This window comes from Paraburkholderia sp. 2C (genome assembly GCF_054589215.1).
The window spans coordinates 771445-793175 of sequence record NZ_BAAILL010000032.1 but is presented as its reverse complement, the minus strand read 5'-3'; the positions used below and the strand labels follow the sequence as shown (position 1 = coordinate 793175).

The following is a 21731-nucleotide window of genomic DNA, read 5'->3' as shown; positions in this document are numbered from 1 at the left end:
GCTCGGCATGGCGCAGGACACGCTCGGCCAGTTCGACAAGCTGATCGGGCGCCCGCACGGCATCGTGCTCGTCACGGGCCCGACCGGCTCGGGCAAGACGACCACGCTCTACGCATCGATGTCGCGCCTCGAAACGGCCACGACCAACATCATGACCGTCGAGGACCCGATTGAATACGACCTGTCCGGCATCGGCCAGACGCAGGTCAACGAGCGGATCGGCATGACGTTCGCGCGCGCCTTGCGCTCGATTTTGCGTCAGGATCCGGACGTGATCATGATCGGCGAAATCCGCGACCTCGAAACGGCGCAGATCGCGGTGCAGGCCTCGCTGACGGGCCACCTCGTGCTCGCGACGCTGCACACGAACGATGCGGCTTCGGCCGTCACGCGTCTCACCGATATGGGTGTCGAGCCCTATCTGCTGGCGTCGTCGCTGCTGGGCGTGCTTGCGCAGCGTCTCGTGCGCCGCTTGTGCCCCGTGTGCAAGGAAGAGCGCGAAGAAGACGGCCACAAGCAATGGCATGCGGTCGGCTGCGACAAATGCGGGCACTCGGGCTACGCCGGGCGGCGCGGCGTCTACGAACTGCTATTGGTTGACGACGCAATCACATCGTTGATTCATCGCAACGCATCGGATGCAGAAATCCTCGCGACCAGTCGCAAGCAGGGCATGCGCACATTACGCGAGGATGCGAACCGTTGGCTCTCGACGGGCTTCACGTCCCTTGAAGAAGTGTTGCGCGTGACAGGCGGAGAATGACATGTCGGCATTCCGTTACGAAGCGATCAACGCGGCAGGCAAAACGCTGAAGGGCGTGCTCGATGCGGACAGCGCGCGAGCGGGCCGAAGTCAGTTGCGTGCGCAAGGATTGACGCCGCTCGTCGTCGAACTGGCGGCGCAGCGATCGCAAGGCGAGCGCAGCCAACGTTTGTCGCTGGGCCGCAAGCTGTCGCAGCGCGAGCAGGCAATTCTCACGCGCCAGCTTGCGAGTCTGCTGATCGCGGGCCTGCCGCTTAGCGAAACGCTAACCGTGCTTAGCGAACAGGCCGAACGCGATTACGTGCGCGAACTGATGGCGGCGATCCGGTCCGAAGTAGTCGGCGGCCATTCGCTCGCGAATGCGTTGTCGCAGCATCCGCGTGACTTTCCCGACATCTATCGCGCGCTGGTCGCGGCCGGTGAGCATACGGGCAAGCTCGGCCTCGTACTGGCGCGCCTTGCCGACTATATCGAGCAGAGCAATGCGCTCAAGCAGAAGATCGTGCTTGCGTTCACGTACCCGACGGTCGTGACGATTATCGCGTTCGGCATCGTCACGTTCCTGCTCAGTTATGTGGTGCCGCAAGTCGCGAACGTGTTTACCAGCACGAAACAGCAGTTGCCGTTTCTGACCGTCGCGATGCTCGCGCTTTCGAACTTCGTGCGCCACGGGTGGTGGGCCGCGCTGATCGGCGTGGCGCTGACGGTGTGGATCGTGCGCGGCATTCTCAAGCAAGCAGGGCCGCGGCTCGCGTTCGACAAATGGGCATTGACCTCGCCGCTATTCGGCAAGCTCGTGCGCGGCTATAACACGGTGCGTTTCGCAAGTACGCTCGGCATTCTGACCGCCGCCGGCGTGCCGATCCTGCGCGCGCTCCAGGCAGCCGGCGAAACGTTGAGCAACCGCGCCATGCGCGCCAGCATCGACGATGCGATCGTGCGCGTGCGCGAAGGTACGTCGCTGTCGCGCGCGCTCGGCAATACGAAGACATTCCCGCCGGTGCTCGTGCATTTGATCCGCTCGGGCGAAGCCACCGGCGACGTAACGACGATGCTCGACCGCGCATCCGAAGGCGAATCGCGCGAACTCGAACGCCGCACGATGTTCCTGACAAGCCTGCTCGAACCGCTGCTGATTCTCGCGATGGGCGGCGTGGTGCTCGTGATCGTGCTCGCGGTCATGATGCCGATCATCGAACTGAACAACATGGTGCAGTGATGCTCGGTTCAACTTGCGACGCGTCGAACCGCGCTTCCAGCGAATCTGGCGAATGGCTAGCGTACGAACGCGCTCGGATTCTCGACAGCCGGCAGCGAGATTTCGCGCTGCAAGCTGCCGCGCTTAACGATGATCGAGTGCGCGCGCACTTCGCTAAGCGTCGTCGAATCGTTGAGCTTGCCGTTCACGCGGACCACGCGCGCGGGCTCGCCGCCGATGCTGACGACCGCTGCGCCGTGATGCGCATCGAACGACAGGACGCCGAGCAGTTGCACCGTATCGCGCGGGCCCTGGTCGGGCTGCGAGCCGAACAGCGTCGCGCCCGCAGCGGTATCGAGCGCGGCGGCCGGCGCGGGCTGAGCCGGTGCGGCCGGCGCGGGTGCCATGAAAACATGGGCCCACCACGCGAGCACCGCAATGAACAGCACGATGGCTGCGAGCGTGCCGAGCAAGGGCAAGGACATGAACCGATGCGTGAAGTTGATGCGAAGCATGGCGTGAATTCCCGCTGGTTGAACCGTGTGAACGACGTCGAGATAAACGACATCGGCTGAAGCTGATGAGTGGATGCACTGAGCGATGCACTGAGCGATGCACCGAGCGATGAACTAAGCGCAGAGCAATGTGACTTGCATCCGCACGCAACACAACGCGTAACCGTATTTTTGGACGAGAGGGTGAACTTGTGATGACTGGTTCGAATATGCCTGAAGGACAAGCGGTTGAAGCGTTTTCGCGCACCCGCGCTGGCACGTGGCGTGCATGTCACACGCGGCGCGCACGCGCGCAGCGCGGCTTTACGCTGATCGAAATCATGGTCGTGATCGCGATTCTCGGCATTCTCGCTGCGCTGATCGTGCCGAAGATCATGAGCCGGCCGGATGAGGCACGCCGCGTCGCCGCGAAGCAGGATATCGGCACGATGATGCAGGCGCTCAATCTGTACCGGCTCGATAACGGCCGCTATCCGACGAGCGAACAGGGTTTGCACGCGCTCGTCGAAAAACCGACGACGGACCCGGTGCCGAACAACTGGAAATCGGGCGGTTATCTCGAGCGCTTGCCGAACGATCCGTGGGGCAATCAGTACCAGTACCTGAGCCCGGGCGTGCACGGCGAAATCGACGTGTTCAGCTACGGCGCGGACGGCAAGGCAGGCGGGGAGGCGAACGATGCCGACATCGGATCGTGGCAGTAGGCGCACGCGTCACCTGTCATCGCGAAGCTCGCTCGTAGCCGGCGGGCAGCCGTGTCGCGCGCCACGGCGCTTGCCGATAGCCGGCAGCGGGCAGCGCGGGCTTGGCGCAACGGGGCGCATATTGAACCGCAAAGCGAACCACAAAGCGCACCGCAAATCGTCGCGCGGCTTCACGCTGATCGAGATGCTCGTGGTGTTGATGATTGCGGGTCTGCTGATCGCCGTCGTCGCGCTCGCGCCGTCGCGCAACAAACGCACCGATCTGAACGAGGAAGCGCAGCGGCTCGCGACGCTGCTCGAATCCGCGGATGACGAAGCGCAAGTGCGATCGGCATCGATTGCATGGGAACCGGTGGACGGCGGCTATCGCTTCTTCCAGCGCGCGGAAAGCGGCAAATGGTTGCCGTTGAACGACGACGTGCTCGGTCCGCATCGATGGGACACCGAGGTCACGGGCGTGTCGATTCACTATACGGGCGGCGCGGGCATTCAACGCGTCGTATTCGGCGACGAAAGCATCGAGGTGCCGGTGACGATTACGCTTCAATCCGGTGCGGTAAGCCTGCTGGTGGTCGGCACCGGCATCGGCAACTTTGCGGTACGGCGGCCATGAACATTCCATGCGGTCGCGTGCGGTATCGCGTTCGGCTAAAGCGCAGATGCGAGCGCAAGGACTCGCGTGAGTGCAAGCGTGAGGAGGCTTCGCTATGTCGAGCCTGATCGTGCTATTGCCGTCCGCCGATGCGCAAGCTGCATCGGCGAATGGCATCGATGCCATGCCGATGCCATTCGCCTTGCTCGATCGCAATGGCGAGACCACGCGAGTCGGACACGCTTTGCTTGCCAAATTGCCGCGCGCGATCACGACGGTGCTCGTCGTCGCCGCGCGCGATACGCTTTTGCTGAAGATCAATCTGCCGCCGGTCACGGGCCCGCGTTTGCGTCGTGTGCTGCCGAATGTCGTCGAAGAGCATCTGATTCAGGACGCGCAAGGCAGCCACATCGCAGTCGGGCCGCACGCCGATCAGCGAGGCGAGCGATGCGCCGCGATTGTCGAGCGCGACTGGTTTGCGGGCGTGATCGAGCGGTTCGCCGCGGCCGGACATCGAAAGCTGCGTGCCGTGCCGTTGATTCATTGCATTCCGTTGCTCGGCGCGCCGCAAGCGGCAGCGCAACGGGCCCGCGAAGTGCAGCGCGAGGAGGCCAGAATCGAAGCGGGCGAAAGCGATGCGGGCGAAAGCGATGCGCTATTCCAATCGGAAGAAGGCGCTTCCGAAGACCCGAACAATGCCGCTGCAGATGAAGCCGAAGCGAGCACTGACTTAGCCGCAAGCGCACTGATCGTGCGGCATGGCATCCGGCGGCGCTTGAATAGCGAGGCCAACAGCATCAGCGGAGCCGAAGCCGTCGGGAAAGCGATCGACGACCCGGCCGGCGCTGACACGATCATCACGAGTGATGGCGAAGAGTATTTAGAAATCGCGGTCCGGCAAGGCATGCTCGGTTTCGGCATGACAATCCGCGCCGCGCAACTGGACGCCACGATCGCCGAACTTGCGAAGCGCCAGCCCCTGGTGGTGTATTCGCTGGCGCTCGAAGAGGCGTCGAGCTCAACTTCAACCGCCTTCCCGCTAGCAGCCCTGACGCTCCCTTGGCCATCGCTGGCCCGCGACGCGCTAGCCTGCCGCTTCGACCTCTGCCAGTTCGAGTTCGCCAACGGCGGCCGCGCGCGCGCGGGCGCCGGCGGCCTCAAACCTTGGCGCATCGCAATCGGCTTCGTCGCTGCAGCGCTAATCATGTCGCTCGTCGCCATCAACGTGCAATGGTTCCAGCTGCGTCATCGCCGCGACGCGTTAAACGCGCAAATGACCGAGCTCGTCAAATCCGCGTTCCCCGACGCGACCGTGATTCTCGACCCGCATGCGCAAATGGCCGCCGGTCTCGCGCGCTTGCGCAGCGCGGCCGGCGAACTGCGCCCGGACGACTTCACGGTGCTCGCATCTGGCCTGTCGCGCGCGCTGGGCGCGATCCCATCGAGCGCGATCGCGGGCCTCGACTACAACAGCAATACGCTCGACCTCACGTTCAAACCGGGCACGACAGTCGACAGCGACGGGCTCACGCGGCGGCTCGCCGCGCAAGGCCTGTCCGCACAGGAGGACAACGGCAAATGGTCAATCAGATCCGCGCAGCGCTCATCCCGCTGAAAAGCTGGTTCGGCGAGCGACCGCCGCGCGAGCAGAAGCTGCTGTTCGCCGGCGGTTCGGTCGCGCTGGCCGCGATTGTCTACAACGTGCTGTGGGAGCCGGCATTCGACGGCCGCGCGCAGATCGCGGCGAGCCTGCCGCAACTCGAAGCGCAACTCGCCGATATCCGCGGGCAAGTCGAACAGGCGCGCCATCTGAAAGCGGCCGCCGCGCGGCGCGCGCCGACCGGCGCCGCGTTGCGCGACGCACTCGATGCGTCGCTGCAGCAAACCGGTATTGCCGATGCAAAACTGACGGTGCTCGGCAGAGGCGTGCAGATCGATGCGAAGGGCGTGCCGTTCGCGACATGGATGATGTGGCTCGATCAGGTGCGCCGCGACGATCACGTGCGCGTGATCAGTGTGCGCGCAAGCGCCGAAGACAAGCCCGGGCAGGTCACGATTTCGGCCGCGCTACAACCGACACTGGAGCCATGACATCGTGCGGCCGACTCAGCAATCGGCCCGCGCCGATGCTTCGTCCCACTATGCGAACCACGTCAGAACGCCTCGTTCGTTGACTTCTGAGTGTCACATTCAGTACATACGATACGTCGTCCAGCTGCACTGTCGACATCTGTGTCGAGGTCGCGGCGACGGCGCGGCACGCCGCCCCCTCTTTTCCGGCTTTTCATTCATGACAGATTCCCGGGCACCGACCAGTGTCGTCACGCTGGTCGCATGTCTCATGCTGTGCGCGCTGCTGATGCGCGGCGCCCAGGCAGAGGACGCCGAATCTGTCCGGAGTCCGTCCGCAAGCACCATGCATTTCGAACTTCCCGCCCAGCCGCTTGCGTTGACGCTCCAGGCCTTCGGTCGCATGACCGAAATGGTCTTGCTTGCGCCCGCACCGCTGCTTGAAGGAAGGACGAGCGCCGCAGTGAGCGGTGACTTCGCGCCTCACGACGCGCTGACGCGCGTGCTCGAAGGCACTGGCCTGCAAGCCGATTTTTCCGGTCCGGAAGAAGCGATGATCGTCGCGCAGACCGCATCCGCCGCGCCTGACGTTACGGCGTCCGGATCGGTGCAGACGCAACCATTGCCGATTGCGCTGCCCGTCGACGGCCTCGGCGAAGACGGCGCGCAGCGCGCCTATGCGGCCATGATCCAGGAACGCCTGACCGACGCCTTGTGTGCACAGGACGCGACGCGCCCCGGCAATTACCGGCTCGTCGCGCAAATGCGCATCGACGACAAAGGCACGGTCAGCGCCACGGAACTGATCGCATCGAGCGGTTCGCCGCGGCGCGATGCGGCGATCGAAGCAGCGCTGCGCACCCTGAAGTTCGATGCGGCGCCGCCGCCCGGACTGCCCGAGCCTGTGACGATTCTGTTACGGCCGTCCGGCAATGGCGTGCATATCAATTGCCCGCCGGCGGAAAAGCGAGGTTAAGGGCCATGTCCGACACCAGCCGTGCGCAGGCACTGAGGAAGCTGCTCGTCTCGCGTTACGCGTATCTGGCCAAGCGGCTCGAGCGCGTAACCGGTTCGAAGGACGGCGCGGCCGATGCCTTGCATGAAACATGGCTGCGCCTCGAAAGCGCGAACATTGCGACGCCGGTCGCGAACGCCGATGCGTATCTGCTCGGCATGGCCAATAACGTGGTGATCGATCAGCATCGCCGCGAGCGGCGCCACGAGCACGACGAAGACGATGTCGAGCGGTTACTCGAACTGCCGGATGAACTCGCGGACCCGGAACGGATCGTAGCTGCACGCCGCAAGGTCGAAGCGCTGAAGGAAATTCTGCGTGGTTTGACGCCGCGGCGCCGTGCGATTCTGCTGGCCGCCCGTGTGGAAGGGCAGTTGAACCGTGAAATTGCGGAAGAATTCGGCATTTCGCTGCGCCTCGTCGAAAGCGAATTGAGTGCGGCGATGAAGTACTGCCTGAAGCGCATGCAGGAAGCCGGCGATCCGTATGCGGGATCGACTGCCGGCCCGAGGAAATTTTGAGCACGCTACCAATGAACAAAGCCGACGCCGACGCCGCGACCGACGTCCACGCCCAAGCCAGTGCGTGGCTCGTCCGTTTGCGCTCCGGCGACGCGAGCGAGGACGAGAAGCGGGCGTTCGAGCAGTGGTGCGAAGCCAATCCGCAAACCGCGCAGCTGTTGCGCGGCACGTGGACGTCATTGCGCAGCGCGGCTGCGGAAATCGCCGCCGAAGAGCGCGCAAACGGCAACGCGTGGCGCGGCCATGCCGGCCGCCACCCGGCCCATCCGCTGCGCCCCGGCCGTCGCGCATTCGTTGGCTTCGCGCTCGCGGCCGGCGCATCGTGGCTCGCGATCAAGCCGCCGATGCAGCTGTGGCCCGCGCTCGGTGACTTCGCCGCCGACTGGCGCACGGGCACCGGCGAGCAGCGCCGCATTGTGCTGTCGGATCGCGTGGCCATCGAAATGAATACGCAGACGCGCATGGACCGGCTGCCCGTGCAGGACACGATGCATGGCGTCGAGCTCGTCGCGGGCGAAGCGGAAATCGTTGCCTCGCAGCCGCCGGCCGGTTATGCGGGCCCGTTGCGTACCGTCGCGGTGGTGGCGGGCAAGGGCAAGATGCAGGCGCAGGTTGCGCGCTTCGATATCAAGCGCGTGGGCGGCCAGGTGTGTGTGACGTGCGTTTCGGGTACGGTCGCCTTCGAACATCCGCGCCGGCGCATGGTGCTGCAGCCGTCGCAGCAGATCGTCTATGACGATCGCGATGTGCAAACGGTGTCCGGTGTCGATCCATCTGTTATCACGTCGTGGCGCCGCGGCGTGCTCGTGTTCAACGGCGTGCCCCTGTCGCAAGTGGTCGACGAGATCAACCGCTACCGGCCCGGCAAAATCATTCTGCGCAATGCGTCGCTGGGCGATAACCGTATCCAGGCGCAGTTCCCGATCGCGAAGCTCAACGATGTGGTCGGCATGCTCGGCAAGCTCTATGGCGCGCATATCACGCAGCTGCCCGGCAATATCGTTCTGCTGAGCTAGCGCCTTCTATTCCCTGTCTGTCGAAAGATCCCAACCCCGGTCCTGATCCAGGCCCCAAGCCGGACCCCGACACGGTACGCGCTGAAAAGTCTGCGGGTTTTGCCGCGTGCTTTCGACCTTGTCTATGTAGGCCCTCTTCAAGCGTTCACGATGGTCGACGCGATGCTTCCTTATTGCTGCCCGTCGCGGGCGGCAAGGACGGCGCGTCTGCGCTCGCCGCGGGCTGCGCCGCCGCGCCGGGTGCGGCGTGCCACGCGGCGTCGAGCGGATCGTCGGCGCTTTCGTAGGGCTTGAGCAGAAATGGAAAACGCTCGGCGAGCGCGGCCCTTTTACGCAAGGCGACGATCTCGTCGATCATCCAGTGCAGTAGATCGCTGCCGTCATGAATCTGAGAGAGAGTCCAGGCGGGCATGGTGGAAAAAAGGTCGAAGATGCCGCTCCACCGCGAAGGGCGCCCGTTGGACGACGGACGCAAATAGGTCTTGAGATGGAAGTCGCCGTTGTCGACCACGTCGCCGACAAAGAGGCCGTTCGCGGTCGGTACGACGGCCTGCTTCCATTGTTCGAGCTGGGCTAACGCACGCAGTGTGCGCGCGAACACGAACGCGGCGCCGGTTTCGCGCTCGATGCCGTCGAGCGACATGACGCCGTTGCGCTGCATGCAGCGCGCGACCGCATGCGGTTGGATGGCGGTCGACGAGAAGCTGGTGAGCACGAGGCCGGGCACGGTGACTTGCAACTGGAATTCGCGCAGGCCGTGTTCGGCGCTCATCGTCGCGAAGTTGACGTAGAGGCCTTCGCCGTTGCCGAACGTACCGACATACGGCTCGAGGCCAAGACGCTCGAGCTTCGGCGCGACCTGATGCGACAGCATGCGCATTAATGAGCGACGCGTCGGTGTGCCGGTGAAGTCGTCGAGGCTTTTCATGACGATCTCGGTAAGCTTGCCGCGGCGTTCATCGGCAAACAGGCGGGGCGAGCGGTTGAGTTCGAATTTCGCGCGGCCGTGGGCCACGCGTGGGTCGACGAACATGCAGGTGCCTCCAGGACGGTCCGCTCAGTCACGATGCTGAGTCGCTGAAAACGAATCGTCAATGGTGGTCAATCAGTAGGGGCCGGCAGCGCCGGCGCTTTCGCAAGCAATTCAGGCAACGTAAACAGGCAGTGTCAGTGTATTCGCATGCTTCACCAGACAAAGACGAGGCGATAACGTGATACGCGCAGTGATGCAACGCTTTGTTGAGCATAGCCCGATGACCTTGATGGCGCGCCTGATGCTGCAATGCGCGCTCGACGCGCAGTGGGTGGCCGATCTGTTCGAACAGGTCGACGTGCGCGGTAGCCTGTTGTTACGCGAGTCGCTGTTCGGCACCACCGTCGAGGTGATGTCGACGCTGTCGGCGCGATTGCGGCGCCCGTCGAGCGACGCGGCGCGCGCGTTACCTGTTCCGCACGTACCGCGCGAATGGCCGGCGTCGATCACCGCACTGCACGACAGGATCAGCCGCACGCGTTCGGGCTGGGGCCGTGCATTGGTGCGCGATAGCGCGCAGCGTTTGTGCGCGCTTGCGCAGCCGCCGCAGCGCGCACTCCCGGCGACCGTGCAGGGTTACCGCTTGCGCGTCTTGCATAGCAGCCACTTGCCGGCCGGGACCCAATGCGCGCCCGGGCCGGACGGCTGCGCGCCGGTCGTGACGCCGCTCAACGCATTGCGTGGCGCCGCGCTTGCCGCGCAATCGCTGATTGTCTACGACCCCGATCTCGCGATGATCGTCGACCTCGTGCCGTGCGAACGCGACGACGCGCATGAACGCGCGATCACGGGCTCGCTGCTCGACTCGGTTCAGCCGGGCGAGCTATGGATTGTCGACCGGCGCTTCAGCACGCGCGCGATTCTCAATGGATGGCCGCGCCGCGGCAGCGCGTTTATCGTGCAGGAGCATGGCTGCACGCCCGAGCATCGCGAACTCGATCGTCTCGTGGAAAAAGGGCGCATCGAAACAGGCGTGGTGTATGAGCAGCCGGTGAGCATCGCCGACGAACTCGGTGCATCGATTGTGTTCAGGCGCATCGAATTGCGGCTCGATCGCAGCAATGAAGACGGCGAACGCGTCATCCGCATTCTGACGAACGTGCCGGCCGCTCAGCTCGATGCGCAGGAGATTGCGCGTCTGTCGTGCCGTCATTGGAGCGCGACGCTGCCGGTGCCGCTCGAGCCTGTTTTCAACGGCGAAATGATGTCGGCGGGGCCGCCGCGTGCCGCGTTGCTGACGTTCGGCGTGGCCGCATTTGCATACAACGTGTTGAGTGCGATCGTGCGTGTGGTCAGTGCGCGGCAGGAGTTGAACGAACGCGAATTCGAGCGCTTGCCGTCGCATGTCGCATCGGGCGTTACCGCGACTTATGCGGGGATGATGGTCGCGCTCGCGGAAGATCAGTGGCAGCGCTACGACCGGATGACGCCGCACGAACTCGCGCCGCTCGTCGATGCGATTGCCGCGCATATCGATCCGCGCAGCACGCGCAAGCAGCAGCGCGAAGCGAAAGTGCGGGCGGTAACCGCGCAGATGATGTGCGCCGCAACGGTCGACGTGCTGATGGGCTGCGAGCGGCGCAAGGTCGAGCTCGATACCGAGCCGCTTGCCGAGCAACGCGCGGTAGCGATGGCGACGCGCGACTTCAGCAGCAATCCGTCGAAGGCGTTGCGCGATGCCGTGGAAGCGCCGGTGATGGTCACGAAATACGGGCAGGCGATCGCGTTTCTGATCTCCGTCGAAGAGTGGAACCGGATGAAGGCGGAGATTCGCGAAAGCAGTCTCGACCGGCTTGCGCTCGGCGGGTATGCAAGCGCGGCAAGCGACTTGCGTGAGCCGCCGCGCAAGACGTCGGTGAATTGAGTGAGCGGATGGTTCGGGGCTGCGTGGCGCGGTCAGGTCGCCACGCGGTGTACCCAGATGACCGAGGTCCATGCGAAATCGCCGATGCCGTAACGCGCGATCAGCGTATCGATGCGCGTGTTGATACGCGCTGAGTGGATCCGGCAGTGCACGATGAAATAGCCGCTGTTCACGTCGATCAGCGCGCCTTCCGCGAGCGTGGCGGTCGCTTGCTGAGGAGCCAGCAGTACCGGGATTTCAGAGGTGCTGACAAAGTAAGCGGTGTTGCGGCGCTCGGCGATCGAGTGCGCCTGAGCCGCGGTTATGCCGGGAATCGCCGCAACCAGCGTCTGTTCGGGTGCGGTGTTGACGTTGATTCTCGTGATGTCGGGCAGCACGGTGACGAACGGCGTCAGTGCCCGGACGGTGCTTGCGTCGTAGCCTGGAATGCGACGCAGGTCCGCCGCCGATACGAGTTGCAGCGGCCAGTTCTCGCTACCGGTGCCGTCGCGCAGCGAATGCAGGATGTAGTCGGCGGTGGGCTGCGCGAGCGCCGGGTCGAGCGACAGCGTGGTCAGCAGCCGGTTATAGGCGGCGAGGCCGCTCGCGTCGATGCGCCACGGCTGCGACGGCCCGGGCCGCGAAACGAGGTCGGCCAGGTTGAACTTCGCTTGCGCGTCTTCTACCTGGCCGGAGATCCACGCGTTCGCGAGTTCGCCGTTGACCGCGATCGCATCGCGCGGCAGCAGGTTCGACAGCTGCACATCGTTGACGGGCGCCGACCATTCCTGGCCGATGAACGCGACGTTCGAGGTCGAGCTCTGCGCACGCAACGTCGCGCGCGCCCATTCGACGGCCGCGCGCTCGACCCACATCGTTTCGGTCGCAAGACGCTGGTTCTCGACGTCGCGTGTCGCGACGCGTTGCCGCCATAGCACGCTTGCCGCAAGCGTTGCCGCGAGTGCGACCACGAGCAGCACGGTGACGATCGCGATGCCGCGCTCGCGTTTGTGCGACTGCTTAAGCGTACGAATAGAAAGGGTATGGGGCAATCGATGCATCGCCGGCTCCGTTCGATCGGATGCTTGATGAATGCGGCCATGAAAAAAGAAAAAGCAGGCTCGCTTGACAGATGATAGAGGCTGCAGTTTTGCTTTAGCGTGACAAATGTTGCTGACAAAATGCTACGGAACAATTCGCAAAAAAATGACACCTTAGGCCGCTATGATGTGGCGACAAACAGGCTGCACGCAGGGCCGCATGCACGACTTCAAACGCAAGTGCAACCACCATTGCAAGCGCCTGCTTTCCGACCATCATTCCGGATAACTAGCGATCTCCGCTACGCCGTCGAGGACCCGTTCTTTTTCGTCAGCGCGTCATGACTGTGGACAATGAGCTTCATCCGCTCGATGAACGCTATATCGAAGCTTATGGCTTTCGCGACGGCGCCGCTCCCGACGACGCGGAGGGCGGCACGGTGCGCTGTCCGCTCTGTTCGGGCGTGTTGGTGCCGACGCATCATCAGCGGCGTGGCCATCGCTATTTCAAGCATCGCAGCGAAGAAGACACCGCGCGCTGTCCCCTGACCACGACAAACTATCAGCTCGAGCGCTTCGAGATCGGCACGCATGTGCCCGACCCGCATGCGGCGCGCGCGCATCGCGCGCAGTTTCTGTGCAACTGGAAGCGGCATTTCCGTATTGCGCGGCATACGGCGCCGGCGCTTTCGCTCGAGCGCTTTACCGCGCTCGTCAAATACGCGGATGTGATGAACGTGTGGGCCTATCCGCTGCTCGACCAGCGCGACCTGCCGTATGTGCTGCTCGTGCTTGCGGGGTTTATGGCCGAGCATCGCAAGGGTGACGTGACGATGTGGACGCGCTTCTGGTTCGATGGGCGGATTCTCTCGGCGAACGATTTGTGGCGTAGCGGTGCGCCCGAGGCGCGTTTATATCGCGTGATCTATCGCGATGCGATTCGCACGCCGTTCCCGACCAGCGCGGAGATCATTCGTTGGGAACGGGTCGAGCGCATCGACCGTATTGCGGACCTCGCGTCGCGCGGGGTAGGGCGTGCCGAGATGCGCACATTCGAACAGTTTCTCGAACGCGACAAGGCGGTTGAGGAGGAGTGAAAAGCGCTATTCGTTTAACGCTTGCGGCCTCAATTCCAAAGGCTGCGCATCGATCTTGATACGAAACAGCGTATAAGGCTTCTTGCGCAGATCGCGGCCGTGATTGAACTGCGCCTGCCGGTTCAGCTGATTCGCCGTGAAATACAGGTAACCGTCGGTGCCGATCGACAACGCGTCGGGCCAGAGAATACGCGGGTCGTGCGCGATCGTTACCCAGGTGCCGTCGGGCAGCATCTTGCGGATGCTGTTGCGCTCGTAGTCGCCCGCATACACCGCGCCGTTCGCATCGGACGCCAGTCCGTCCGATGCGCCTTTCTCGCCCAGATCGCGCACGCTCGCTTCGACTTCGCCGTCATCGGCGTTGCGGTCGCGCAGAAACCGTGTCGCGACCGAATACAGATGACGGCTCGATAGCGGCGAGAAGTAAAGAATGTCGCCGTCCGCCGATAACGCGAGACCGTCCGCCGCGAAATGGACCGCTTGCGGCGTGCCATTGGGACCATCCTCGGTCATTTCAATGCCTTCCACCACGGGCACAAACGCCGGGTCTCCCTGCGTGGCCGGATGCGCTTCCAGGGTTCGCCAGGCGTCGCCGCTCGCGAGATCGACGACGATAATGCCGCCCGGACCCGCCGGCGAAGAATCGGACAGATACGCGACGCCTGCCTTGCCGTAGCGGAAATCGAAGCGCACGTCATCGATATACGACTGCGGCAGCAGCACCTTCGGCTTGAAGACGATGGTCTTCACCACCTTGTTGGTGGCGAGATCGACGGCGACGAGTTTCGCGCCGCCCTGCACGGGCGGCGCAAATTTCGGCGCGGCGGTATCGAGTATCCACAGACGGTTGCGATAATCGGCGACGACGTTCTGCACGCTCAGCAGCGTCGCCGCCGGATGCATCGGGTCGGGCCGATTGATCTGCGCATCCGGATACGGCACGACGCGCCCGTCGACAATCTCGCCGACCGTGAACGGCACGTCGTCGCCCCAGCGCGGGTAGTTGACGAACAGGCGCCCGTTTGGCGCTTTGGCGACGCCGGACGGCATCGCGCCATAGAACTCGTGCACAGGCTCGAGATGGCCGATCGAGCGCTCCTCGGGCAGCGATGCGCCATCGCCGCGCGCGGCGCTTTGCGCGTGCGCGAGCCAGGGCAACGCGGCGAGCACGATGACGGCTGCCGCCGCCGTTGCATATCTGTCGAAGGTCATGCTGCACCTGCCTGATTGATTGCGTTGCACGCGCATGCCCACCCAGCGCTCGATACCCGATTGAAGCAGTTCGCCGCTTTGCGTTCTGTCGCAGATGCATGCTCGGACGTCTCGTCTTGTTACCCGGCAAAAATGGAAAGGCGCGTATGGCGTAACGAACCGACACCGGCGGTTTGCCGTGTATGCCACGCGCCAACACTTCAGCGCGAACTGTTGCTGCCTGCAAAACCGTTTGCGGTTCGCCGTCACGTCTGCTGAATGCCCGCACTTTTCCGCTTACGCCCGCCGCGCAACGCGCTGCTTGAAATCGGCAACGCTTCGCCCGTTTTTTGCAGATGCATGGCCGCGGGCGCGTCGCCTGTCAGTCAATTGCATTGCAGTGGAGTCGGGAAATGTGGATCGATCAAGTCAGTCCGGTTTTGCGGCAGAAGGGCAAGACCCTTGTTCAGCGTGTGCTCGCGGCGGGCGCGGCCGTTGCGGTTGTGCTCGCGGTCGCCGGTGGCGCGGCGCTCTGGCACGAACAGCGTGCGGCCCGTATCGAAGCGTCGTCGGCTATGTCGTTGCGCGACCAGGTGTGGGATGGGCGCGTCGATAGCGGTATGGCAAGCGACCATGCGGGCGGTATCTACGCAGTCGTCGACGCGTTCTCCGGCAGCGAGGAAGCGATCGTGACCGCGGTTCGCCACTGCGATGACGGCGAGGGCAAGCTTCAGTGAGCCGTTGCATCGAAACGTTGTGCTCTGCCGCTCGCTCGCTCGCTTGCCCCGGAATAAACATCGGCGCCAGGCGTTTAAAAGAAGGCCGGACGGCACATCTTCGTCCGCACGCGAACGGAAGAGGACCATCGATGCCCACGCTGAACAATCAAAAGACGAACCAGCATGCCGGGAGGCGCGAATGACGGTTCGCGCGGCAATCGTCGGCATGGGCAGATGGGGACAACGGCTCGCGTTGTCGCTTCAGGGAAGCAGCAAGATCCAGTTTGTGGCCGGTGTGACGCGGCGCGTCGGCCGGGCGCAGGAATTTGCCGATAGCCTCGGCATTCCGCTCACGAATCACTACGACGACGTGATCTCGAATCCGGCGATCGACGCGGTCGTGCTCGCGACGCCGCACAGTTTGCACGCCCGCCACGTGCTCGACGCCGTGGCTGCCGGGAAACATGTGCTTTGCGAAAAGCCGCTCGCGCTCGATCGCGCGTGGGCCGCGCGTTGCATCGACGCGGCGGAAGCAGCCGGTGTCGTGCTCGCGGTCGGTATGAACCGGCGCTTTCTGCCGGCCGTGCGCGATCTGATGTCACGCGCACGTTCGGGCGATCTGGGCACGCTGCTGCACGTCGAAGCGAACTATTCGGCCAATGCGATCGGCTTCTATTCCGCGGGGTCGTGGCGTCTCGATCCGGCGGAAGTGCCGTGCGGCGGGCTCACCGGGCTCGGCATCCACATGCTCGACTCGATGATCGAACTGCTCGGGTCCGTGCATAGCGTGGTGGCCGTCTCGTCGAGCCGGATGATCGCCCAGATCGACGACGTGACGGCGGTGCTGCTCGAGTTCGCGTCCGGCGCGACCGCTTCGCTTTCGACGATGCTCGCGACGCCGATGATCTGGCGTCTGCACGCGTTCGGCTCCGCCGCGCATGCGGAATTGCGCGGCATTGCGCGGCTCGAGGTGACGCGGCGCAACGATTCGCCCGCGCAGATATTCGATTACGCGCCCGTCGATATCGAGCGCCTGGAGCTCGAAGCGTTCGCCGACGCCGTGACAGGCCACGCGCCGTTTCCGGTTCCGCTCGACGATGCGTACCATGTGGTTGCTGTTTGCGAAGCAATCGTACAATCCGCGGCGACCGGCGAGCGTGTGACGCTTGATCCGGTGCTTGCCGCCAGCTAAGTTACTGCTGCGGGCGAGCGGGTTCGCGTTGCTGCCGCGATGCGACGTTCATGCGCCCGTGCTGGATGCCCCCCGTTCAACGCCCGCAGTTCAATGCGATCGATGTGTCTGATGCCATGAAAAATAGAGTGAAGATCGCGGCCGCCTTCGTGCTGTGTTGCGCCGGCCTCGTGGCCGGCACGCAGGCGTTTGCCGATGCGCCTGCGCTTGTCGTGAAGAGCGGCGATGGCGAGCATAGCTTCACCGCCAGCGAATTGCTCGCAAGGCCGGACAACAAAAGCGTGAGCCTGACCGGCACCGTCAGCGGCGATATCTATCATCATAAGGTCGACTATCGCGCGGTGCCGCTGCTTGCCTTGCTCGGCAACCATCCCGAAGCGCACTTCGATACCGTCGAGGTGCAGGCTACCGACGGCTTCGTCAGCGAGATTCCGCTGACGCTCGTCGAACGCGGCGCGAAAAACGGCGCCGTCGCATGGCTCGCCGTGGAAGACCCGGCGCATCCGTGGCCGGCGTTACCGAAAGACTCTTCGTCTGCGGGGCCGTTTTATCTGATCTGGCAGTTTCCGGAGCGCTCGGGCGTTAGCCGCGAGCAATGGCCATATAAGGTGGCGCGCATTTCGCTCGTCGAAAGCCCCGATCACCGCTGGCCGCAACTGGCCGTGCCCGCGAAGTTTGCGCGCGACGCGGGCGTCAAGCGCGGCCACGATGTGTTCGTCGTGCAGTGCATTGCGTGTCACAAGATGAATGGCGGCGGCGCGGGCAATGTCGGCCCCGATCTCGGCCAGCCGATGAACGTCACGCAATACTTCAAGGACGCGGGCCTGCGCGCGCTGATCCGCGATCCGCACAAGGTGCGCACGTGGCCCGAACAACGGATGATCGGCTTCGGGCCTGCCGTGATCTCGGACGCGGATATCGAAGCATTGCTGAAGTACCTGCACGCCATGGCGAGCGCGAAGCAGTAGGCGCACGCTCCTCGCGTTTCCTCTTTCCTTTCGATTCCCCAACTCCACGTGACGAAGCGGCGCCTGCGAGGCGCCGCGTTGCGTGCGTCGCTACGCCGGGCGTCGCTACGCTCTCCTCGTGTAAATTGCATAGGTGCCAAAGCTGGTATGCATGGCACGCCATGAGTCCGAATAGCATTCACCGGCATACTTCCGGGCACCTTTAAGCGTTCGCGGCACGAGAAACATGACCGGCCGAGCAGCACGCGACTGCGAACGCGCGACGTCTGAAGGCCAGACATAACAACAAGCAACCTGTTTGCACCGGAGATACGCAATGCAGTGGTGGTACAGCACGATGGCGCCCGCCCAGCGCCGAACTTTCTGGGCCTGCTTTCTCGGTTGGGTGCTCGATGCGATGGACGTCCAGCTGTTCGCCTTCGTGATCCCGACGCTGCTCGCCACGTGGGGCATGACCAAGGCGCAAGCGGGCGTGATCGGCACCTCGGCGCTGGTTGCCTCCGCGGTCGGCGGTGTGATCGCGGGTCTGCTTGCGGATCGTATCGGTCGCGTGCGTGTTCTGAAGATTGCGATTTTGTGGTTCTCCTTATTCACCGGTTTGTCCGCATTCACGAACAGCTTTCACCAGCTCCTGTTGACACGTAGTTTGCAAGGCATCGGTTTTGGCGGCGAATGGGCGGCCGGCGCGATTCTGATCGGCGAAGTGGTCGACAGGCGCATTCGCGGCCGCGCGGTCGGCTCGGTGCAAAGCGGCTGGCCGGTCGGCTATGCGCTGGCGGCGCTCGCGTTCTGGGTACTTTATAGCGTGCTGCCCGAATCTCTCGCATGGCGCGCGCTGTTTCTGCTCGGCCTGGCTCCGGGCCTGCTCGTGCTGTGGATGCGCCGGAACATCAACGAATCGGAAGCCTTCGAGGCGACCGCGAAGTACCGCGCGAAGAGCAGCACGATCAGCACGTTCGGGCTGATCTTCGCGCGAGGCATCTTCACGCGCACGCTGCTCGCCTCGTTGATGGCGGCCGGCGCGCTCGGCGGCAATTACACGATTCTCACGTGGCTCGTGACCTATCTGCGCGAGACGCAAAGCCTGACCGTGAACCTGACGACGATGTATCTCGCCGTGAATATCTTCGGTTCGTTCTGCGGCTATATCGGCATGGCGTATCTGAGCGACGGCATCGGACGCCGCGCGACGTTTGCGCTGTCCGCCGCCGGCGCGACGCTGACCGTGCTCGCTTATACGCGGCTGCATTTGCCGATGTCCGTGCTGCTCGTGCTCGGTTTCCCGCTTGGGTTGTTCCAGTCGGGCATCGTGTCCGGCATGGGGGCGTGCTTTACCGAACTCTTTCCCACGCATATTCGCGCGACCGCCGGCGGCTTCTCGTACAACTTCGGCCGCGGCATCGGTTCGCTCGTGCCGGCGGCGGTCGGCATGACGAGCGTGTCGCTCGGTCTCGCGCCGTCGATCGGCGCCTGGGCGGCCGCGTCGTATGTGCTCGTTTTTATCGTCGCGATCTTCCTTCCGGAAACCCGTAATCAGGAGCTTGAAGTTCATGTCTGACACCGCACTCCCGCGCAACGGCGGCAAGATTCTTGTCGATGCGCTCGTTCGCAACGGCGTGGACACGGTTTATTGCGTGCCCGGCGAGAGCTACCTCGCGGTGCTCGATGCGCTGCACGACGCGCACGGCGTGCGCACGATCGTCACGCGTCACGAGGGCGCCGCATCGAATATGGCCGATGCGTACGGCAAGCTGACGGGCCGCCCCGGCATCTGCTTCGTTACGCGCGGACCCGGTGCGACACATGCGAGCAACGGCGTGCATACGGCGCGCGAAGATTCGACGCCGATGATCCTGTTCATCGGCCAGGTCGAGCGCGGCTTTATCGGGCGCGGCGGCTTCCAGGAAGTCGACTATCGGCAGATGTTCGGCGGCCTCGCGAAATGGGTGACGGAAATCGACAGTCTCGAGCGGATTCCCGAGATTGTCGCGAAGGCGTTTAGCGTGGCGCTGTCGGGGCGGCCGGGGCCGGTCGTGCTGGCATTGCCGGAAGACGTGCTGTTCGGTGAAGGCACGGTAAGCGACGCGCCTGCCGTGCGCGTGACGCAGGCCGCGCCCGCTCCCGATTCGATGAACGAATTGCATGCGCTGCTGGCCGCCGCGCAGCGGCCGCTCGTCGTGGTGGGCGGCACCGGTTGGGATGACGAAGCAAGCGCCGCGTTCAAGCGCTTTATTGTCGCGAACAATCTGCCGGTGGCGGCGTCGTTCCGTCGTCAGGATCTGTTCGACAATCGCGATCCGCACTATGTCGGTCAGCTTGGGCTCGGCGTGTCGCCGAAGCTCGCGGAACGGGCTCGCGAAGCGGATTTGCTGCTGGTGGTCGGTTCGCGGCTGGCGGAAACGACGTCGTCGGGCTACACGGTGGTGCAAAGTCCAGCGCCGCTGCAGACGCTCGTTCACGTGCATCCGGACCCGCAGGAATTGGGGCGCACGTTTCAGGCGCGTTTGCCGATCAATGCCGGGATGCGCGAGTTTGCGCATGCGCTCGGCAAGCTCGAACCGGTCGTTGCGCCCTGGCGCGCATGGACCGAGGCGGCGCGCGCCGACTATGTCGCGCATTCGACGCCGCAGCCGAACGCGGACATCAAGGGCGTCGATCTCGGGCAAGTCGTCGCGCATCTGAACGATGTGCTGCCCGACGATGCGGTGATCGCGAATGGCGCGGGCAACTACACGGTGTGGGTGCATCGTTTTTACCGCTATCGGCGGCCGGCCACCGAGCTGGCGCCGACCAACGGTGCGATGGGTTACGGCTTTCCCGCCGCGATCGCGGCGAAGCTGCAGAATCCGGCGCGCACGGTGGTCGCGTTTGCCGGCGACGGCTGCTTCATGATGTATCCGCAGGAACTCGCGACGGCCATGCAGTTCGGCGCGCCGCTTGTCGTGATCGTCGTGAATAACAGCATGCTCGCGACCATACGCATGCATCAGGAGCGCGAATATCCGGGCCGCGTATCGGCAACGGATCTCGCCAATCCGGATTTCGTCGCCTTTGCGAAGGCGTTTGGCGCACACGCGGAACGTGTCGAGCGGACCGAAGACTTCCCGGCGGCGTTCGAGCGTGCGCAGCGTGCGGGTGTGGCCGCGTTGATCGAGCTGCGCACGGACCCGCGGCAGATTACGCCGGTTGCGCGATTGAGTGGCAATTGAGTGGCAATTGAGCGGCAACTGAGCGGAGATTGAGCGGCCGTTAAGCGTGGCGACGGTGCGCGTTAGCCTGACTTAGCTTGCCTTGGACCGGCGCGTATCCTGCGCGCCGGCACCCTCATGCAGCGTGGTGCCTGGCCACGCGCCGCTGTTCACCAGCTCGGCGGCCTGCGCGCGAATCAGATTCGCGACGTCCCACAGCCCCTCCGGCATAACGCGATTCTGCGGCCATGCGAGCGCGACATCGCGGGTAATCACCGGGTTTTGCAGCGCATAGCACTTGAGCCGTTTCGCCGCGACTTCCTCGATCACCGACGCCGAGGGCAGTACCGTGCACCCGCAATTCGCGAGTACGAGCCGCTTGGTGATCGAAATCGAACCGTCGCATTCGAGCGCGATGTTGGGTGTAAAGCCGTGCTTTGCCGCGACCGTTTCGACCATCACACGCAAGCCGTGATGCGTGCTCGGCAGAATCAGCGGCACTTTCGCCAGAATATGCACGTCGACCGGGCCTTCCGGCTGCGCGAAATCGGGCGGCGTGACGAGGCAAACCTGTTCCGACATCAGCAGATCGAACTGCGTCGAGCCCGGAAACTCGGGCACGTACATGATCGCGAGATCGACTTCGCCATCGGCAAGCCAGCCGAGAATATGGCTTGCAAGGCCTTCGATAAAACGCACACGCGTGTTCGGATAACGCGCTTTGAGCGTATGGCCGAGGCTGCCGAACATGATGCGCGCGATGGTCGGCTGCGCGGCGATGCACAGGCTGGCCGGGCCGAGGCCGACCGTGTTGCGCATCGCATCGCGCGCTTCGTGCAACGTGCGTTCGAGGGCCGTCGCGTAGCCGAGCAGTTGTTCGCCGTGTTCGGTCAGCCACACGCCGCGGCCGCTGCGTCGAAAGAGCCGCACGCCAAGCTCCGTTTCGAGCATGCCGATGCGGCGGCTCACGGTCGACTGGTTCGCGCCGAGTTCCATCGCCGCGCGGGAGATGCTGCCCGTTCTGGCGACGCGCGCGAACAGTTCAAGGTCGTCGGAGTTCACGCGC

The 21731-nt window shown here is 64.1% G+C and carries 21 protein-coding genes; 16 read left to right on the top strand and 5 right to left on the bottom strand.

Going from position 1 to position 21731, the window contains the following annotated elements; genetic code table 11:
* The coding region (locus ACYPXD_RS11870; RefSeq protein ID WP_459711118.1) for a GspE/PulE family protein at positions 1–763 on the top strand (763 nt) is incomplete at its 5' end.
* Position 764: 1 nt separating this feature from the next.
* Positions 765–1982, top strand: a complete 1218-nt coding sequence (gene gspF / locus ACYPXD_RS11865; RefSeq protein ID WP_459711116.1) for a type II secretion system inner membrane protein GspF — start codon at positions 765–767, stop codon at positions 1980–1982.
* A gap of 56 nt (positions 1983–2038) precedes the next feature.
* On the opposite strand, the gene ACYPXD_RS11860 is transcribed toward gspF, so the two are convergent.
* Positions 2039–2446: a hypothetical protein gene (locus ACYPXD_RS11860; RefSeq protein ID WP_459711114.1), complete on the bottom strand. Its 408-nt coding sequence runs from the start codon at positions 2444–2446 to the stop codon at positions 2039–2041.
* A gap of 224 nt (positions 2447–2670) precedes the next feature.
* Here ACYPXD_RS11860 and gspG point away from each other — a divergent pair, with 224 nt between their 5' ends.
* The 7 genes from gspG to ACYPXD_RS11825 all read left to right on the top strand — a co-directional run bounded on the left by gspG (position 2671) and on the right by ACYPXD_RS11825 (position 8394).
* Positions 2671–3180, top strand: a complete 510-nt coding sequence (gene gspG / locus ACYPXD_RS11855) for a type II secretion system major pseudopilin GspG (protein WP_459711111.1) — start codon at positions 2671–2673, stop codon at positions 3178–3180.
* A gap of 121 nt (positions 3181–3301) precedes the next feature.
* Positions 3302–3793, top strand: coding sequence for a GspH/FimT family pseudopilin (locus tag ACYPXD_RS11850; RefSeq protein WP_459711107.1), 492 nt, complete (start codon positions 3302–3304; stop codon positions 3791–3793).
* 94 nt (positions 3794–3887) lie between these two features.
* Positions 3888–5387, top strand: a complete 1500-nt coding sequence (gene gspL, locus ACYPXD_RS11845) for a type II secretion system protein GspL (RefSeq protein WP_459711105.1) — start codon at positions 3888–3890, stop codon at positions 5385–5387.
* Entirely contained in the window at positions 5351–5863 is a 513-nt protein-coding gene (gene gspM, locus ACYPXD_RS11840; RefSeq protein ID WP_459711103.1) for a type II secretion system protein GspM, read from the top strand. Before gspL ends, gspM begins: the two co-directional genes overlap by 37 nt.
* A gap of 199 nt (positions 5864–6062) precedes the next feature.
* Complete coding sequence (locus tag ACYPXD_RS11835) at positions 6063–6818, top strand: TonB C-terminal domain-containing protein (RefSeq protein WP_459711101.1); 756 nt, start codon at positions 6063–6065, stop codon at positions 6816–6818.
* A gap of 5 nt (positions 6819–6823) precedes the next feature.
* Positions 6824–7378 carry an RNA polymerase sigma factor gene (locus tag ACYPXD_RS11830; RefSeq protein WP_459711099.1) on the top strand — a complete coding sequence of 185 codons (555 nt, stop codon included), beginning with the start codon at positions 6824–6826 and terminating at the stop codon, positions 7376–7378.
* A gap of 11 nt (positions 7379–7389) precedes the next feature.
* Positions 7390–8394: a FecR family protein gene (locus tag ACYPXD_RS11825; RefSeq protein WP_459711097.1), complete on the top strand. Its 1005-nt coding sequence runs from the start codon at positions 7390–7392 to the stop codon at positions 8392–8394.
* 145 nt (positions 8395–8539) lie between these two features.
* Here the strand turns inward: ACYPXD_RS11825 and ACYPXD_RS11820 are convergent, their stop codons facing one another.
* The gene (locus tag ACYPXD_RS11820) at positions 8540–9427 is read right to left on the bottom strand and encodes a hypothetical protein (protein WP_459711094.1); all 888 of its coding nucleotides are present in this window, start codon (positions 9425–9427) and stop codon (positions 8540–8542) included.
* Between the two features lie 193 nt (positions 9428–9620).
* On the opposite strand from ACYPXD_RS11820, the gene ACYPXD_RS11815 reads away from it, so the two are divergent.
* A complete protein-coding gene (locus ACYPXD_RS11815) occupies positions 9621–11291 on the top strand; it encodes a transposase (RefSeq protein WP_459711092.1) in 1671 nt (556 codons plus the stop codon).
* Positions 11292–11323: 32 nt separating this feature from the next.
* Here ACYPXD_RS11815 and gspK read toward each other — a convergent pair whose 3' ends face one another.
* The gene (gene gspK, locus ACYPXD_RS11810; RefSeq protein WP_459711090.1) at positions 11324–12331 is read right to left on the bottom strand and encodes a type II secretion system minor pseudopilin GspK; all 1008 of its coding nucleotides are present in this window, start codon (positions 12329–12331) and stop codon (positions 11324–11326) included.
* Positions 12332–12651: 320 nt separating this feature from the next.
* Between gspK and ACYPXD_RS11805 the strand changes: the two genes are divergently transcribed.
* Entirely contained in the window at positions 12652–13407 is a 756-nt protein-coding gene (locus ACYPXD_RS11805; RefSeq protein WP_459711088.1) for a hypothetical protein, read from the top strand.
* A gap of 6 nt (positions 13408–13413) precedes the next feature.
* Here ACYPXD_RS11805 and ACYPXD_RS11800 read toward each other — a convergent pair whose 3' ends face one another.
* A complete protein-coding gene (locus tag ACYPXD_RS11800; RefSeq protein ID WP_459711086.1) occupies positions 13414–14619 on the bottom strand; it encodes an L-dopachrome tautomerase-related protein in 1206 nt (401 codons plus the stop codon).
* A 392-nt stretch (positions 14620–15011) separates the two neighbouring features.
* Here ACYPXD_RS11800 and ACYPXD_RS11795 point away from each other — a divergent pair, with 392 nt between their 5' ends.
* The 5 genes from ACYPXD_RS11795 (at position 15012) to ACYPXD_RS11775 (ending at position 20686) form a co-directional block, all read left to right on the top strand.
* Positions 15012–15335, top strand: coding sequence for a hypothetical protein (locus ACYPXD_RS11795; RefSeq protein ID WP_459711083.1), 324 nt, complete (start codon positions 15012–15014; stop codon positions 15333–15335).
* A 181-nt stretch (positions 15336–15516) separates the two neighbouring features.
* Entirely contained in the window at positions 15517–16509 is a 993-nt protein-coding gene (locus tag ACYPXD_RS11790; protein ID WP_459711081.1) for a Gfo/Idh/MocA family protein, read from the top strand.
* 116 nt (positions 16510–16625) lie between these two features.
* Positions 16626–17477 (top strand): c-type cytochrome, encoded by an 852-nt coding sequence (locus ACYPXD_RS11785; protein ID WP_459711079.1) that lies wholly within the window; start codon positions 16626–16628, stop codon positions 17475–17477.
* 316 nt (positions 17478–17793) lie between these two features.
* Positions 17794–19035 (top strand): MFS transporter, encoded by a 1242-nt coding sequence (locus tag ACYPXD_RS11780; RefSeq protein ID WP_459711077.1) that lies wholly within the window; start codon positions 17794–17796, stop codon positions 19033–19035.
* A complete protein-coding gene (locus ACYPXD_RS11775; RefSeq protein ID WP_459711075.1) occupies positions 19028–20686 on the top strand; it encodes a thiamine pyrophosphate-binding protein in 1659 nt (552 codons plus the stop codon). Before ACYPXD_RS11780 ends, ACYPXD_RS11775 begins: the two co-directional genes overlap by 8 nt.
* 72 nt (positions 20687–20758) lie before the next feature.
* Here ACYPXD_RS11775 and ACYPXD_RS11770 read toward each other — a convergent pair whose 3' ends face one another.
* Positions 20759–21727 (bottom strand): LysR family transcriptional regulator, encoded by a 969-nt coding sequence (locus ACYPXD_RS11770; protein WP_459711073.1) that lies wholly within the window; start codon positions 21725–21727, stop codon positions 20759–20761.
* Positions 21728–21731: the final 4 nt, after the last annotated feature.